This is a genomic window from Myxococcus sp. CA056 (assembly GCF_013336715.1).
Taxonomy (GTDB): domain Bacteria; phylum Myxococcota; class Myxococcia; order Myxococcales; family Myxococcaceae; genus Myxococcus; species Myxococcus llanfairpwllgwyngyllgogerychwyrndrobwllllantysiliogogogochensis.
Genome location: NZ_JABUMT010000008.1, coordinates 96,268 through 111,677, shown reverse-complemented (window position 1 = coordinate 111,677; position 15,410 = coordinate 96,268). Strand labels below are relative to the sequence as shown.

Genomic DNA, 15,410 nt, shown 5'->3' with positions numbered 1-15,410 from the left:
AAGTGCAACGCCAGTTGGCGTCAGGGGGCGCAGATGATGACCGAATCGACCTCCAGGTCTGGCGGGTCATAGACCGCCGCGGTGTCCGGCCCGACGTTCCAGGTCCCCTCCGGCTGCACCGCGAAGTCGATATAGGGGCGCCACCCATCGGCGAGCGCTGTGCGGAAGGCCTCGTCGGTGACCCTCCCGTTGAAGCCAGACGTCTGGTAGGTCGCGGTCCGCACCAGGATGCGCGAAGAGCCCAGGCTGTCCCGATAGTAGTATCGGGCAATCGCCGGAACCGCGGCGGCGTCCCACTCGACTTCCCAGACGTGCGCCGCGGAAACCAGGTTGGCGAAGGGGCCGACTTCGTTGTTCGAGGTGTGAATCATCGGGCTCGAGCCGACGTGCGTGGTGGCCGAGAACTTGTTCGGGTCATTGGCCGTGCCCTTGGGGGAATCCCACCAGGTCTCGATGAGGTCGAGCTCGCCGTAGCGTGCATCGCCGAAGCTGTTGCGGGCCCACAGGGCGGGGAACGTGCCGGGCATGGGGGTCGGCATCCTCGCGTAAAAGGCCATCGCGCCCTTTCCCGGAGCGAAGGTGCCCTTCCCCTTCAGCCATGCGCCCGAGTAGTAGTTCGTGCCCGCGCACCTGGCGGGATTCTCCGGCGTGATGTTGGGATAGGGGTCCGCGCAGTGGCGCTTGGAGGCGACCTTCAGCTTGCCGTCCTCCACCTTCACGTTGGCGCGGAGCATCTTGGTGAGCTGCGTGAACGCGCCCCCGCTGGGGTTGTTGTTTCCCTGGATGACGTCCCACTTCGTGGTGTCGAGGGCAGTCCCGTCGAAGTCGTCGCGGAAGAGCTCGTTGGTGAAACCCGGAGGGCAGTCGAGCCTCGTGACAGGGATGGGAGGGCCCACGGGGCCGGGGAAGAGGTTCTCCTTGGGGATGATGCCCTTGGGCGTCGACGGCGATGACCACGAGAGCATTGCCACGGCGTTGCCAGTGTTCTCGAAGTACTCGAGCACGATGTCGTAGGGCTCGCCGGCCTGGAGCGCGCTGGTCCCGGAGTTCTCGATGGCGCCGTGTGCGGTCCAGTTGTCGATGATGCGCGTGCCATTCACCGTCAGGCGGATGCCATCGTCGCTGGTGGTGTAGAAGGTGTACGTCTCCGTGTGGTCGGCGCTGACCTTGCCCGTCCAGCGCACGCTGAAGGTCTCGGCCCCGAGGTCGGCGAGAGGCGCGGCCGCTCCCCAATTGAAATCGACGGTGGCATCCACTCGACTCACCGAAGCGCCAGTGAAGTCGACGTTGTCGAAATATTGCCCCTGGAGCCCGGTGCCGCTGCGACCGGTGACGTCGAGCCAGATGATGGACGAGACCAGAGATCCGGCCGCCGCGCTGTTCTCGAAGAGCAGCTCGGTCCGGAGCAACCTTGCGTCCGCCACGTCCAGGCTGGCGAACGTGTCGCTGAAGTTCCCGGGAGTGGTGGTGAGTCCGTGGAGGGGCCCCGTGGCGAGCAGGGTCGCGCCATCGTAGAGCTTCACGCGGAGCGAGCCGGCGCCTCCGTTGATGGCCCATCCGTCGTAGTTCACGACGACTTTCGATGCGCCGCCGGGCATGGCGCTGTCGTGATAGCCCAGGGTCAGGGTCGATGACGTTCTCGCGGGGGCGCTGCGCGCGAACGAGCCGCCGCGATCACTCGCCGCGAAGGAGACACCGTCATCCATCAAGCCATGGATGGGCGCGCTTCCTCCGCCTGCCCAGATGCCGCTCATGGCCTCGTCGCTGCTGGGAGACACACTGGACGAGACGAGCGCCGATGGCACTGTCTCACTCGCTTCGAGGTCGTCGCCCTTCTCGGATGAAGAGCCGTGGCACGCCGCGAGGAAGGCAAGGGAGAAGACAGGGAGAGTCCGGAGCGTACGTATCGCTCTGTTCATGAAGAGCACCCTTGGTAGGCACAGCGCCAGGAATTCCAGATGTCTCAAATTCCATGTAGCGCGGTTGCACCAACAATTGTGCACGGAGCTTTCTCACCCCGTCAAGCCATCGCTTCGCTTGTCTTCACGAGTGCGCAGCAATCCGGAAGACTTCTCCACCAGGGGCGGAACCATTCCTCTCTCATGATGACAATGGCACCTTCGCAAGGGATTGAACCGCTCCAGCGCGCCCGCGTCGAAGTCGCTTTCAAGGTGCGCCCGCGCGGTGCGGCGCCGGCGCATGAGCTGTGCCTTGATGTGCTGGGCGACTCCTCGATCCTGCGAGACCTGGAGCTGTTTGTATCAGTTCGCGTCGGTGGCCTGGGCGACCGGAACGCGGCACATCTCCAGGAGCTTCTTCTTCTGGACGGCCGAGGCGCCCGCCCAGTCCGGATGTTCCGAGGCGACGCAGGTCGGCTGGGAGGGGGCCTCGGGCGGAGCCTCCGGCCTGGCGATCAACGCACCAGGGCCGCTGGTCTGTCCCAACTCCAGCTCCAGCAGCATGCCGCGGATGGCCTCCGCCTCGTCCTTCCCGGTCATCTGGTCCCGGCCGTGCCAGAGCGAGCCGGTGATGACATTCTTGTCGCATCTCGGCACCCAGGTGGGCGGGGCGTCACTGCACACCGCGCGGCCATCCAAGGTGGGATTGCCGAACAAGTCCATCCGGGTGACGCCGTCCTCGCGTGGCGTCAGCAGCACGAAGAACATGGACCCCACCGTGTTCGTGGAGCCGTAGACGATGTCGCCCCCCGACACCGTGGTCAACGCCGTGCGCAGTCCCTTGAAGACGTAGACGAGGCTCCCGTCCTTGCGGACTTGCTTCTCCGTCACCGGGAAGCCGCGCTTGCTCATCAACTCCGTGATGCGCCGCGCGGCGTCATCCGGGCCTCCTTGGAGGAGTGCCTCGGACTTCTTCGCGTCCAGGAATGAGTGACTGCTGGTCCGAATGCTGGAGATGCAGCCGCTGCCCAGCATCACCATTCCCGCCAGGGCCCATGCTTGGATTTTCATGGGAAGGCTCCCTAGCATTTGTCATTCCAAGCCCATCGTTCGTCAGGCTTTCGAGCGGAGAGGGCCCCGGCACCTCGCATCCGCGCGCCGCGTGTCTTCATGACAGACCTTGATGCGGGGAAGTACGTAGATGCTGATTCCGCATGTTTTACGGAAATCGCACTGCCATTTCTTCCATGCGCGTGTCTCCACCCGCCCGGGCCCCGAAGTGGCCAGGGACGGGCGGGCACTGACTCCGGGCGTTGAGGACAGCCAGCTCAGGGCTCGGGGAAGCCTTCGCGCACCCACACGTTGGCGGTGTCCCTGTTGAACTTGAAGTTCATGGGCACGCGATGCTTCGCGACAGTCGCACCCGCGTCGTCGGTGGCCGAGAGCAGCGCGTGGGGCTCATACTCATCGGCCACGATCTCCAGCAGGACCTCGTACCAACGGCCCTCCCAGGCGATGGAGAGCTTCCGGGTCAGGGCCTGGTCGCGTTGTCGCGCGGAGCGGTCGAGGACCTCCGAGGCCGTCTTCACGAAGGTCGCGAACGCGGGCGCATCGAAGGGCTTGGGGTTCTTCTTGTCGCGGCCCATCACCCACGGACTGATGAGGACGGGCTCGGCAATCCCCTGCTTGCGGATCTCCACGGCCCAGCCGTCATCGTCCTCGTTCTTGATGACCCGGGCCGACCAGCCATTCTTCTGCCAGAACGTGGGCTCCATCACTTCAGGCTCGGTAGGCGTTCGCTCGTCGCTCATGGGGTTCCTCATACCCTCCGATGGCCATTTGCCAGAGCAGAGAATGAGCTTTCCCCTGCACCACGGAAGTCGACCGCGCGCTCGACCGCCTCGCGGCCGAGCGCTCCTCGCTGGATGGGAGGCGGCGGGGATCGAACCCACGGCCGGCGTTGCGAAAACCCCAGCAGAATCGCGCCCTTACCTCGCAACCGCCCGGAACCACTCGGATTCGACTTCCCTCCGCGTACCGCCCTGTCCCGGTTCGTCCCAACCCGTTCCGCAGCCTTCTGCGACATACCTGCAACATGGCGCCAGCCCCCGAGCAGTGAGGGCCGGCACCTGGGCGCCGTCCTAAACGACGGAGCGCGATTCCCGATCGGCCTGGAGAGTAGGCGGGCGCCAGCAGCGCGGTGATGGGGCTGCGCCACCTCCACCGTGGTGGCCGCCGTGCTGCGCTAGCAGGAGCGCGGCCGTGAGGGACTGCGAGATGGCAGAGCCTTCAACGGCCAGGTCGCCCGCGACCATGGGACGCGCGCTGGCCTCGGTGGGCGCACGTCGCAAGGGTGCGCTGCCCCTGGCCCGCGCGGCGGCGGCGGCACCAGCGCCAGTGGCAATTGAAGTGCCGGGCCACCTACGCCCGTCCCCAGGAGCCCGTCCTCTACGAGGACGAGATGGACGTGCACCTCAACCCCAAAATCGGGCCTGAGCTGGGGAGAGCGCCCGGGCTGTCCGGCCACGCTTCATGCCTATCTCAAACATGTAAAACATGCAATAATTGAATAGACAACAAATACGGCAAACTGCAAGAAGGAGGCAGTTGGTGTGATGCCAATTATTTGCACACAAAGGAATTCTATGTCCAAGCTTCACAAGGCGCTGCTGACAGCTTCCGTTGCGCTCCTCGGTTTGAACGGGTGTGGCGGCGCCGACCTCCCGGACGCGGAGGTGGTCAGCACCCGCCAGGGGGTGGAATCCGCGACGGCCATCCCTCTCCCAATCCCCGCCTGCGCGCTTCTCCCCGATACGGACCGCGACGGCGTCTGCGACGTGGTGGAGCTGTTGCTGGGCACCAATCCCAACAACCCCGACACGGACGGAGACCGCCTCAACGACTACGCGGAGTCGTTCGGCTTCGGCGGTGGCCTGGACCTGACGGCCCTCGGCGCGAACGCGCGCAGGAAGGACGTCTTCGTGGAGGTGGACTACTATCCCAACCTCAGGCCCAGCCAGGCCACGCTGGACAAGGTCATCACGGCTTTCGCCAGCGCGCCGGTGAGCAATCCGGATGGGTCCACTGGCATCACGCTGCACCTGGTGCTGGATCAGCAGATCGCCGCCGCGGACGCGGACATGAACCTGAGCCCCGTGTGGACGGAATTCGACGTCATCAAGGCGAAGTACTTCGCCGCCGCCCGCGCGCCCTACTTTCACTACGCGGTGTTCGCGCACCAACACAACGGGAACTTCTCCAGCGGTATCTCTCGCGGCCTCCCCGCGCATGACTTCCTGATGACGTTGGGCTCTTTCAATGGCACCGAGCAACAGCAGGCCGGCACCCTCATGCACGAACTGGGTCACAACCTGGGCCTGGACCACGGTGGCAACGACGGAGCCAACTACAAGCCCAACTACCTGAGCATCATGAACTACGAATACCAGTTCTATGGATTCGAACTTGGCGGCACGGTCGGCGCGCTCGACTACTCGCGTGTGCACGTGGATTCCATCAACGAGGCGGCCGTCAATGAGCTCACCGCGTTCGCGGCCGTCGCCCCGTCCACCGGGTCGGAACTGACTAGGTACTACGGGCTGCGCTTCAACGACGCCCAGGTGGCGATGTTCTCCGCAGCCGACTTCGTCGACTTCAACAACAACCGCCAATACGACTTCAACACCATTGCGTTGGACTTCAACCGCGACGGCGACGCGACGGATGTGTACCCCGTGTCGCAGAACGACTGGGCGGCCCTGTTGTACGACGGCGGCGGCCAGATTGGCTTCGCCACGCCGGGCATCACCCAGGACCTGGGCCGCGAGGAGCTGTTCCTCGTCGCCCCCGAGAAGATGGAGCCCTGCCTCACCGGGGACCCGCGCGACGCCCGCTAACCCGCTTCAGGTAAATCGGTGAACCGTGCTCGGAGAGGGAGCGGATGACCTCTCCGAGTGCGCGGCCTTTCCCAGCCCCGTGCTGCGTGCCGTCACCGCACGACGCGCAGCATGAGACCTATCGAGAATCGCGCTCCGTCGTTTAGTTCGTGCTGATTTCGTCCTGGGATGCCTCAAAGCCTTGGGGACGCCGAATTCCCAGCTCGGTCAGCGCCTCGCCGGCCAGCTTCATGAGCTTGAGCAGCTCGGCTTCCGCGTCCTCCTGCCCGAAGACCTCACCGTCCCCCAGCCAGTGGCGCGGGTCCGCCGCCAACTCGCGCGCCGACTGGTAGCGGTCAGCGGGCTTCGCTTGAAGAAGCCGGCCCAACGTCACCCGCAACCCCTGCGGGAGGTTCTCCGTCAACGCGTCCAGGTCCGCCTGCGAGTAGGTCGCCGCGCGCCAGATCACGTCTTCAACCATGGGGTGACTGTTCGCGAGGCGGGCCCGTCGGATGGCACGCCGGACGCGCACGCGCTGCCTGACCGACAGCGAGCCCTTCACCTCTTCGGTCAGGTCGTCCGGAGCGTCGAGAAGGTTCCTCCCCGTCGCGATTTCGAGCATGACGACGCCGAGCGCGAAGAGGTCCGAACGCGCATCAACACGACCGGTCAGGAGCATTTCAGGAGAAGAGTAGAACGCATCCCCCAGCGGACGGCGCACCGTGGATGAAACGCGCCCAGGCAAGTCCGACAGGGCGAGTCCGAAGTCGGCAACCTGCACGCCACCCTTCCAGTCAACGAAGATGGTCCCCACGTCGACGGCCCGGTGAACGATGTTGAGGGGCCTCTCCTCGCCGTCCCTGGCCTCGTGGGCGTGCTCAAGAGCCGCAGCCACCTTGGCCCCCACGTACAGCGCGAACAGGGGCGAGAACCGGCGCCCGCACTCCGCAGCGAGCGTCAGCATGTCGCTCACGCTGTGCCCTGACGGATGATCGGTGATGACGTACCAGCACCCTTCCGCCTTGTGCATCCCGTGGACGCGAAGGATCCCCGGATGGTTGAGGAAGGTCGCAAGACGCACCTGCTCTTCGAGCCTTACCCTTGCCCGCTTGACGCCCGCCCCCTCCTGGCCCGTCTGGGGGCCAACCGCATTGAGCAGCACCTTCCCGCGGGGGTGGTTGCCCTCCAGCGTCCGGCGCCGCGCGACGAAGAGGCTCAGCCCGTGGTGCGCATCGAACGCATCGCTCCTCTGTCCTCGGGAATGCCGAGCCTCCGTTTCCCCTTCCCCGAGTAGTGCGGAACGCTGCTGGAAAGTGCGCCTGCGCGTCGAGGGCTCAACGCCAGCGCATCCCGTTACGAAGAGAACGGCGCACAGTATCCAGCGGACAGCACACATTCTTCACCCCCATGCCTCTCTCCAAGGAAGGCAAGTGGGTTGAATGCTGGCATTCCCGTCTGACAAACGGCTGGGAACCGACTGCGCGGCGGAACCTTACAACGTCACCCCGACATGCCTCGAAGGCCCGTCAGGGGAAGGTCACGTTGCTAATCGTCACCGTGCGCGGCCCATTGGCCTCCCACAGCTTGAGGGCGAAGGGGCCGCGTGCGGATTCGCCGGAAGCCTCTGTTTCAATCACCACTCGCCCCTTTCCACCTGGGGTGATGGGTGATTCTTGCCAGACACGAAGCACCTTCAATTCCGTTCCAGGAACACCGCGTAGGGCGGCGCCGCTCGCAATCCACGGCAGTTCTCCGCGCAGGCCACTCAGTAAGACTTTCAGGGCTACACGCCCTGTCGAGCGATAGCTTTGCACCTTGAAAGGCTGAAGTACGCTCTTCGAGTCCGAGGGAATCGCCTCCGTCACAATTCTCCCGGCCACACCACTCACATCAATGCCGCCCATCGCGAGCAAGCCTACCAGCCCCCGGGACTCCATGTTCCGAGACCAAGCGCGCGCTTTCCTCCTGGCACCGCTGTGTCTCGGCTCGCGCTTCTCTTGCCTCTTGCCGGTACGACTCGACGGTTCTTGTATTCCGATACACCTCGACAACCGTGTCCGCACGCGCGGGATGGACGGTCAGTGAGAAGGATGCCCCGGGAGGCGCCGCGCCATCACGGAATCTCACCGAAACCCGGAACTTCTCTCCGGGACTCACTTTCGCAGAAGGGACCAACCGCATCGTCATGCGGCCCATGTCGACAATTGAGAATACCCCCCTCTCGTCCAATTCGACCCCATCTTGAGCCAGCTCAGAGTCGAAGAGAAGCATCGTGGACAAAAGTGCACATACTGAGCCGCATTGCCCGCCGGCTTATTCGCGTTTTCATGAGAGACGAGTCACAGGATCGACATTGACATACAACGTCCGCCACCTAACAAAACCCTTGTCCCATCGCACAATATCGACAATCCGACAAAAGACAGACATTGGAGTGGCTCGCGGGAGTTATCCCCGCCCCATAGCACACAAAGAAGTCGCGGCTATCACCTTGCTTCAGCAGCACCGCTGGACTGTTCTCACCTCACACCTGGAGACGAATCATGAGGCTTGTTCTATTTGCCACAACCCTCGCACTACTTGTTGGCCCTCGGGTTGCCCAAGCCCAGTGCAACACCACTGTCGTTGATGTCGGGCTCGTGACGACCGTGACAGTAACCGTGACGGGCGACGCACATGGATGCGAATGGGCAGACCTCAATCCCAATCGCTCCAACCTGACTTCCGTAACTGGAGCACTTGTCGCCTTGCCGGGAGCTACACGCCAATTCCTATTGCACGAGGGAAAGAGCTTCTGGCAACCGGGCGTCCTGGAACTAGGTGAAGCCGCGGACGGCGGTTGCAATACTAGCACAGATCCATACGTAATAACCTGCTCTTCCGCGATAGAATACTTCCCCAGTCGCAAGCCCAACTACAGATTGTGCGGAATCCGCGCTGGGCCCTTGCGCCCGCTTGAGAGCGCAACTACGGCATGTGTCTTTACTGCGCTCTAAGGCAGAGCACCTCACTCTCCTGACCGCCAAAGTCGCCGCACCCAAGCCCTCAATTGGCCTCGGTGCGGCGATGTTCGTTCTGAAGGACCACGGCGCTTCGTGCAACACCTCCCCTCGGGGGGCTACGCTACTCGCCCTCATCGGCAAGCAGCTCGCGCAACTCCACAACGGACGCTTTCGCGACGAGTGCCTCAGCATGGAATGGTTTCGTTCCAGGGTAGAGGCGAAGGTTGTCATCGAGGCGTGGCGGCAGCACTACAACCTGGTCCGGCCACACTCGAGCCTCGGCTACCTCACGCCTCTGGAATTTCGACGGCAGTGCGAAGCAGTGGTACCCGCCCCATCCCGGCCGGCACCTCTCGCGTAAAAGGATCCAGGCAGGTCATCTTCTCTGATGCGATGGTGCGCGATGTGTTGCTGAATGAGAGTCTAGGGAGAGAACCTGATGAAGAAAAACCTGATGTGCCTGACCGCCGTGTTCACGCTTTCCGTTGCCGTTCCCTCCTTCGCTTCTGAGCCACCCCCGGAGAGCAGCGCCGCCAGCATCTGCCCAATGACGAAGGTGACCGAGAACACGCTGAAGCTGAAGCCGAATAACTCATTCCCCGTGGGCGGAATCAAGGCCCCCAAGGTGTCGTGCCACGACAACAAGGAGAAGTTCAAAGCCGGGTACCACTTCAAGCTCTTCGTCTCCCCCGACCGTAAAGTAAGAATCGACTACCTTCACAAGCCCGAGGAAATCCAGGCCGCGTGCCAGAACGCCTGCATCGAGCAGTCGAAAAATTGCAAAGAGACGTTCGCGAAAGGTGACAAATCCAAAGTAGCCATGTGCACCGCCCAACTCCACGATTGCATGGCCGCCCACAACGAGTCTCATTCAGCCGTCTTCAAGAAGATTTCGGATACACACTGCACAAAGTACGGCGAACCCTGAACGACGGGTCGCAGTTCTCGAATGGCCTTATGCTGCGAGTCGAGCGGGACCAGCGCGCAGCAGCCGGCTTGCAGTCCGCTGCGCGTTGCGAGCTGCCAAGAGGCATCCACTCTTGCTGGAGTGCGGAGCCGCGTTGTCCGGGATGAAGTGCAGGCGCCGTTTAGTCGCGGGGCTTGAGGTTATGAGCAGGCATCCCATTCACGACGTAAGTCTTCGCGAAGCGTACGATAATCCGCATCACTTCACTGGCATCCGTCGGTTCGACGTGCGCCACTCGCCCAGGACGAAGCCGTCAATCAGCTCTCCGGGGCGCAGTTCGTCCGTGCGAATCCAGCCGCACGCCACCGTGCGCCAGCAATGGTCGGGCGTCACGACCAGCACGCGACCATCCATCATCACAAGCTTGCAGCGGGGCTGCGACAGGGCGAGATTATCGGGCTCCAGTGGAACGATCTGGACCTGCCCCAGGGCTTGCTGAGCGTCAACCGGACCATTTGGCGCGGTGTGGAGGACTCGCCTAAGAACCTCCAACAAAAGTCAGGATAGAGGCGGCGAAGGAGCATAAGGCAACGGCTCAGGACGAGGAATCCGAAATGGACGTCGTCCCTGCGCTCATCTCGAACACGGACACGGCCGAGCTGATTCTTCCAGGCCAATGGGCGCTCCACCACCCAGCGGAAACGCCCCAGACGCTCCTTCGACAGGCTCCAGCGCTACGTGAGGACCCGCAACGGCGTGGCTCCCTCTAACAGGTCGTCCCATAGCGCACCTCAAGAGGAGAACTCGGTGAGCGTGTCACGCCGAGCCGGTCCTTTCGCGTTTCGACGTGACCGGGAAGCCTCTGGTACGGATGTCGTGCAGCTCGAGGCGATGCTGCGACGGGGCGACCTCAAGTCCTCCGACCTGGTGCTCATGGATGGGAATTGGCAGACGTTTCAACAGGCCATTCCCTTCGAGGAGGTTTGTTTCGAGCTGGAGCGTCAAGCGCGCCCCTTCCAACTGGCCGCGTTGGCGCTCTCCCTCGTGTTGGGGTTGCGACTGGCGCTGGGGCTGACCTGGTTCGTCTGCTCCATCCCCGACTGGATTTTCGACTCCTCACGGTGACGCAGAGAGAGCGAAGTCCTGGAACCAGAAGTGGCAGATGGCGCACCAAGGGGGCCTTGGAGTTGCGGACCTCCGAGTCCGCGGGGTAGGAGTCCTCCTGTCTCGGTCCTCTCCCTTTGGCCGATTTTCACCTGACCATTGAGGCCCTGAAAGCCCTTCAAGCCCGCCGCAGAGCGGCTATGCGCGCTCCCCGGATCCTCACCATGCTCATGCCCTCCCTTCCGCTGACCCCTGACACCGCGAGGCACTTGTCCCTGCTGCGAATGCTGGGGCCGCCGGAACGGTCGACGTCCTCGCGGTGGCAGCGGTTGGCCTGGGATGCGTCGTCGCGCTATCTGTTGTCGGTCCAGAATCGGGGCGGTACGCCGCTGCGTTGGTGGGACCTGCACTCGGAAGAGTCGGCTCCGCTTGTCGCGCACCCCGTCTCCCAATGCGTGGGCGCGTGGTTCCTGCCCGACTCCCAGCGGCTTCTGTCCGTGACGAGGCGCGGCACCCTCCAGACCTGGTCCGTCACCGACGGCAAGCTGTTGTCCTCGGTGGAGCTTGGTGGGTCCGTCGCCCGTGGGTGCCTGTCGTCGGACGGCACGCGCCTTCTGGTCACGGCCAGCCAGGGACGCGTCCTACTCTGGAACATGGAGCGCGACTGGCTCATGTGGCGGCTGGAGGACCCGGCCTTCCTCTACGGCTGCGCATTGTCGCCGGATGGCCGGTTCGCGGCTGTGGGCGTCGCCGAGGAGCAGGACGGCGCCACGACACGTGGCTCGGTTCGCCTCTGGGATGCGCGGACCGGTAAGCTCGTGGGGGCCCGCACGTTCGACTCACAGGAGCTCTGGACCGTGGCGTTCACGCCGTCCGGAGCGTCGCTGGTCGCCGCGAATTCCGCTGGCCAGTTGTTGTTCCTGGACCTTCCCGGACTTGAAACCACTCGGATCATCAGGGCCCCGGCCTCCGGGGCCCTGCAGTTCGAGTTCAATCGGGAGGGCACCTTGCTGGCGGCTGGTCCGGACACGAGCGCGTTCGAGGTCATCGACGTTCGTGAGGGACGCAGCGTCTTCTCCTATTCGGACCTGGACGACCAGGAGGGAAGCACCGCGAACTTCTCGCCCGACGGACGCTTCGTGAGCTGGGGCATGGACGACGGCAAGGTGGGCGTCTGGGGCGTGAAGCCGCGGCCCTGACGCCGCTTGAGGTTGTTCAGCCCGGTCGCCTGACCGTCCTCGACGACTTGTAGCGCCGCAGCTCGCGCCCATCCTGCCTGGCCTTGCGCTTGCGGCCCCGGCGGTATGTTGCCTCATGCTCCTTCGGCGCCTCCATCCTGACTTTAGTTCGAGGTTCTAAGGGTGGACGCGAGCGGACGGTCGACCTGCCCCGTTCGGTGGTGGAGGCGCTCAAGTCGCACCGGCACCTGCGCGATCGCTTCGTGTTCTGCCAAGAAGACGGCCGGCAGCTCACCGACGGGAAGATGGAGGCGCCGCTTCGACGTGCGCTCCGGGTGGCGGGCATCACCCGCGAGCAGGGGCAAATAGGCTGGCACGACCTGCGGCACACCTACGGGAGCCACCTCGCAATGAGGGTGGTTCCGCTGAAGGTAATTCAGGCGTGCCGCTCCACGCTGTCGTCAGCGAACCTGGGGCGCGTGGACCTCCCACGCGACCTCGAGGCTCTCGTGCCTCCTGACGGTGACGCTCCTCAAGAAGCCCGGCGTCTGCCCTGGCACCAGCCGGAGCCCCGGGAGACTCCGCAGAAGGGCCTCCAGCGACAGGCGTGCCTCCAGCCGTGCGAGCGGCGCGCCGATGCAGAAATGGAGGCCCTGCCCGAAGGCGAGGTGCTTCTTGACGTCAGGCCGCCGAACGTCGAAGCGCTCCGGCTCGTGGAACCGGGCCTCGTCGCGATTGGCCGACGCGTAGACGATTCGGATGTGGGCTCCCTTGGGAATGGAAACGCCCCCAAGCTCCACCGCCTCCAGCGCGGTACGGAACATGGCATGCACGGGAGAGGTCATCCGCACCGCCTCCTCGACCGCGCCCGCGATGACGCCCGGGTCATCCCGAAGGGCCCGCAGCTGCTCCGGATGCTCGAGCAGCAGCTCCACCGCTCCCACGATGAGGCCCGCGGTCGTCTCGTGCCCCGCGAAGTGCACCTGCATCAGCATGCTCACGAGCTCCGCCATGCTCATGGGCGGCGTCATCCCCTGTGACCCGGTGACGATGTCGCTCATCAGGTCATCCCGGGGAGACGTCTTGCGTTCCTCGAGCGCCGCGGCGAGGTAGCGCTGGAAGTCGACCACGCCTCGCGCGCATGCGACCTGGTGCTCAATGGGGCCATGTGCCGCGAGGACCGTGGTCAGCTCGTCGGACCAGCGCCGGAACCTGTGGATGTCCGAGCGAGGGATTCCGAGAATCTCCGCGATGATGCTGCACGACAGTGGATGGGCGAACCGCAGGAACAGGTCCGCCTGCCCTTCCTTCCGGAAGGAGTCGATGAGTTCGTCCACGAGGGCGCGGATGAAGGGTTCCTTCTCCGCGAGGCGCCGCCCGGTGAAGGCCTTGCTGACGAGGCTCCGGAAGCGCGAATGCGCTGGCGGATCATTGTCGACGAGGCTGGGGACCAGGGGGTAGCCGTCCATCAGCGCGGCAACCACCTCCGGAGGCGTCGTCGCGGCGCCCACGGTGATGGACTCGGCGGACGAGAAGCGCTCGGTATCGGCGACCACTGCGCTGATGTCCGCATGGCGCGTCACCACCCACGCCCCCAGCGCCGGGCTGAAGAACACCGGCTCCTCCCGCCGTGCACGCGCGAGGAACGGGTGGGGATTCTCGAGCTGGGGAGAGTCGAGCGGGCGGTACTCAGACCCGAGTCCTGAAGCGGCGCTGTCCTTGAACATGCGTGCTGACCTCACTCAAAGGTTCGTCGGGTGTTCAGTGCGGATGGGAGGCCCCGCGAATCCTAGCAGGCCAGCAAGACGCACCCGCATCCCGACGGTGACGACGACGCCATGACGAAGCTGGGACAGGAACGGCCGACTGTCGCCTCCGGGTGGTAGGTTGCCGTCACCTACCTTCTTCGAACAGGGCGTGAGGATGAGCATGCGCGGTGTGACCGCCAGGCGGTTGGGTTTCGTGGGGTTCTGGGGCGCGGTGCTCTGTGCGCTCGCGCTCTCGGGCTGTGCCACCCGGGCGGCGACTCTCCGGCCGATTCCCCCACCGCTGCCACCAGGCCCGCTCTTCTCCCCGCGTGCCACGTTTCGCTTCGCCGTCGTCCACACGCCAAAGCCTGGCATGCCAGTCCTCCCGAAGGTGGAGGAGCTGGTGCGCGAGCGATTCACCGTGCTGCGGCTCGCTGGGGAGGGCTTAGGGGCAGCGCCCCTGCCCACCGTGCGCGTCTCGGAGCGAGCCCTGAAGGACCATCCTCTCCCCGAGCAGGGGATGCTGGAAATCGCCGCGCGCGGCCTCTCGCCCCAGGAGCAGGCGCAGCTCGCGGCCTCCGAGCGCGTCATCGTCCTGGAGTTCACCACCGAGCCCCCGGCTTTCGAGGCGGTGCGGCAGGCACATGCGTTGGCATTGGAGCTGGCCCGCGCCAGCGCCGGGCTGTTGTGGGACGAGCATGCCGGGGAGTTCTTCTCCGTGGAGGGCTGGCACGAGCGCCGGCTCGAAGGCTGGGACGGCGGCGAGCCGATGCTGCCACGCCACTTCAACACCCGTGTCTACTCGGAATGGGACGGCACCGCACGGCTCATGACCGCGGGCCTGGGCACCTTCGGCCTCCCGGACCTGGGAGTGCAGCAGGTCCCGGCGCCGCTCGCGCACACGGTGGGCACGTTCATGAACCTCGTCGCCCAGCTCATGGTCGAAGGCACCGCCATCCGCGAGGATGGAGTCTTCCCCATCACCGTGGACGCACTGAAGCTCGCCTCCTATCGCGAGGCCCTGCTGGAGCAGGTACCGCCCGAGGCGCCACGGCGCACCTTGATTGGCCTGCTCCCCGTGGACCCGAGCGACGTGGAAGGTGAGAACCGGCTGGTGGAAATCATCTTCAAGGCTCGGCCTGGCGACAACCCGTCGGAGCGCCCCTATGCCGCCATCTCCGAGGTCTTCGGCACGCAATCCGAGATTGTCCATGTCGACGAGGACCCGGAGCTGCTGGCCGCGAGCCGCCGCGCCGTGGAGGCCCTGCTCACGCGAATCAAACCGCGCTTCCAGGAGGGTCTGGAGCTGGAGTCGAAGCTGCTCGTGAAGGCCCGCTTCACCACCCATGACGGGGGCATCGAGTGGATGTGGGTCCACGTCACGCGGTGGGAGGGCAGCGTGCTCCATGGCGTGTTGAACAGCGAGCCGGAGGCCGTGCCCGAGCTGAAAGCAGGCTCGCCCGTGACGGTGGGGGAAGACTCGCTCTTCGACTACATCCTGGAGCGGGACGGTGGCTCCGAGGGCAACGAGACGCAGCGCCTCATCCTTGAGCGCTCGGGCAAGACGCGCTGACCGGGAGGAGGCGACCTCGCCCACTCGCCCACGGTCAGGCAGGTGCTCGAGCACTTGAAGCGGCCTGTGGATGTGCCGCCTCTTGCACCGGCACCAGGGCCGCCGCAGCCAGACTTCTGGCAGTC

General features: G+C 64.8%; 10 protein-coding genes and 4 pseudogenes. 7 read left to right on the top strand and 7 right to left on the bottom strand.

Annotated elements, in window-relative coordinates:
- Positions 1 to 20: 20 nt before the first annotated feature.
- The 3 genes from HUA76_RS28335 to HUA76_RS28325 all read right to left on the bottom strand — a co-directional run bounded on the left by HUA76_RS28335 (position 21) and on the right by HUA76_RS28325 (position 3,709).
- A complete protein-coding gene (locus tag HUA76_RS28335; RefSeq protein ID WP_174462612.1) occupies positions 21 to 1,754 on the bottom strand; it encodes a PA14 domain-containing protein in 1,734 nt (577 codons plus the stop codon).
- Positions 1,755 to 2,261: 507 nt separating this feature from the next.
- A complete protein-coding gene (locus HUA76_RS28330; RefSeq protein ID WP_174462611.1) occupies positions 2,262 to 2,969 on the bottom strand; it encodes a hypothetical protein in 708 nt (235 codons plus the stop codon).
- A gap of 257 nt (positions 2,970 to 3,226) precedes the next feature.
- Positions 3,227 to 3,709 carry a hypothetical protein gene (locus tag HUA76_RS28325; RefSeq protein ID WP_141647640.1) on the bottom strand — a complete coding sequence of 161 codons (483 nt, stop codon included), beginning with the start codon at positions 3,707 to 3,709 and terminating at the stop codon, positions 3,227 to 3,229.
- A gap of 834 nt (positions 3,710 to 4,543) precedes the next feature.
- On the opposite strand from HUA76_RS28325, the gene HUA76_RS28320 reads away from it, so the two are divergent.
- Positions 4,544 to 5,794, top strand: coding sequence for a hypothetical protein (locus HUA76_RS28320; RefSeq protein WP_141647639.1), 1,251 nt, complete (start codon positions 4,544 to 4,546; stop codon positions 5,792 to 5,794).
- Between the two features lie 142 nt (positions 5,795 to 5,936).
- On the opposite strand, the pseudogene HUA76_RS28315 reads toward HUA76_RS28320, so the two are convergent.
- Positions 5,937 to 7,022, bottom strand: a pseudogene (locus HUA76_RS28315) (serine/threonine protein kinase); the annotation flags it as partial.
- 277 nt (positions 7,023 to 7,299) lie between these two features.
- Positions 7,300 to 8,013: pseudogene (locus tag HUA76_RS46545) on the bottom strand (DUF2381 family protein); the annotation flags it as partial.
- Positions 8,014 to 8,935: 922 nt separating this feature from the next.
- On the opposite strand from HUA76_RS46545, the pseudogene HUA76_RS28305 reads away from it, so the two are divergent.
- Both HUA76_RS28305 and HUA76_RS28300 read left to right on the top strand, forming a co-directional pair.
- A pseudogene (locus tag HUA76_RS28305) lies at positions 8,936 to 9,136 on the top strand (transposase); the annotation flags it as partial.
- A gap of 78 nt (positions 9,137 to 9,214) precedes the next feature.
- Complete coding sequence (locus HUA76_RS28300) at positions 9,215 to 9,703, top strand: hypothetical protein (RefSeq protein WP_174458932.1); 489 nt, start codon at positions 9,215 to 9,217, stop codon at positions 9,701 to 9,703.
- A 237-nt stretch (positions 9,704 to 9,940) separates the two neighbouring features.
- Here HUA76_RS28300 and HUA76_RS45670 read toward each other — a convergent pair whose 3' ends face one another.
- Positions 9,941 to 10,099 (bottom strand): hypothetical protein, encoded by a 159-nt coding sequence (locus HUA76_RS45670; protein ID WP_246137689.1) that lies wholly within the window; start codon positions 10,097 to 10,099, stop codon positions 9,941 to 9,943.
- Between the two features lie 459 nt (positions 10,100 to 10,558).
- Between HUA76_RS45670 and HUA76_RS28290 the strand changes: the two genes are divergently transcribed.
- The 3 genes and pseudogenes from HUA76_RS28290 to HUA76_RS28280 all read left to right on the top strand — a co-directional run.
- Positions 10,559 to 10,807, top strand: coding sequence for a hypothetical protein (locus HUA76_RS28290; RefSeq protein ID WP_174458931.1), 249 nt, complete (start codon positions 10,559 to 10,561; stop codon positions 10,805 to 10,807).
- 248 nt (positions 10,808 to 11,055) lie between these two features.
- Positions 11,056 to 11,985 carry a WD40 repeat domain-containing protein gene (locus tag HUA76_RS28285; RefSeq protein WP_174462610.1) on the top strand — a complete coding sequence of 310 codons (930 nt, stop codon included), beginning with the start codon at positions 11,056 to 11,058 and terminating at the stop codon, positions 11,983 to 11,985.
- A gap of 83 nt (positions 11,986 to 12,068) precedes the next feature.
- Positions 12,069 to 12,404, top strand: a pseudogene (locus HUA76_RS28280) (tyrosine-type recombinase/integrase); the annotation flags it as partial.
- Positions 12,405 to 12,425: 21 nt separating this feature from the next.
- On the opposite strand, the gene HUA76_RS28275 reads toward HUA76_RS28280, so the two are convergent.
- Positions 12,426 to 13,691 carry a cytochrome P450 gene (locus HUA76_RS28275; protein ID WP_174462609.1) on the bottom strand — a complete coding sequence of 422 codons (1,266 nt, stop codon included), beginning with the start codon at positions 13,689 to 13,691 and terminating at the stop codon, positions 12,426 to 12,428.
- A 394-nt stretch (positions 13,692 to 14,085) separates the two neighbouring features.
- Between HUA76_RS28275 and HUA76_RS28270 the strand changes: the two genes are divergently transcribed.
- Entirely contained in the window at positions 14,086 to 15,285 is a 1,200-nt protein-coding gene (locus HUA76_RS28270; RefSeq protein WP_174462608.1) for a DUF2314 domain-containing protein, read from the top strand.
- Positions 15,286 to 15,410 lie beyond the last annotated feature (125 nt).

Excerpts from the sequence above, each read along its gene's own strand:
- HUA76_RS28335 (WP_174462612.1), bottom strand. The coding sequence starts at position 1,754 with ATGAGCGGCATCTGGGCAGGCGGAGGAAGCGCGCCCATCCATGGCTTG.
- HUA76_RS28330 (WP_174462611.1), bottom strand. The coding sequence starts at position 2,969 with ATGAAAATCCAAGCATGGGCCCTGGCGGGAATGGTGATGCTGGGCAGC.
- HUA76_RS28325 (WP_141647640.1), bottom strand. The coding sequence starts at position 3,709 with ATGAGCGACGAGCGAACGCCTACCGAGCCTGAAGTGATGGAGCCCACG.
- HUA76_RS28320 (WP_141647639.1), top strand. The coding sequence starts at position 4,544 with ATGTCCAAGCTTCACAAGGCGCTGCTGACAGCTTCCGTTGCGCTCCTC.
- HUA76_RS28300 (WP_174458932.1), top strand. The coding sequence starts at position 9,215 with ATGAAGAAAAACCTGATGTGCCTGACCGCCGTGTTCACGCTTTCCGTT.
- HUA76_RS45670 (WP_246137689.1), bottom strand. The coding sequence starts at position 10,099 with ATGATGGATGGTCGCGTGCTGGTCGTGACGCCCGACCATTGCTGGCGC.
- HUA76_RS28275 (WP_174462609.1), bottom strand. The coding sequence starts at position 13,691 with ATGTTCAAGGACAGCGCCGCTTCAGGACTCGGGTCTGAGTACCGCCCG.
- HUA76_RS28270 (WP_174462608.1), top strand. The coding sequence starts at position 14,086 with ATGCCAGTCCTCCCGAAGGTGGAGGAGCTGGTGCGCGAGCGATTCACC.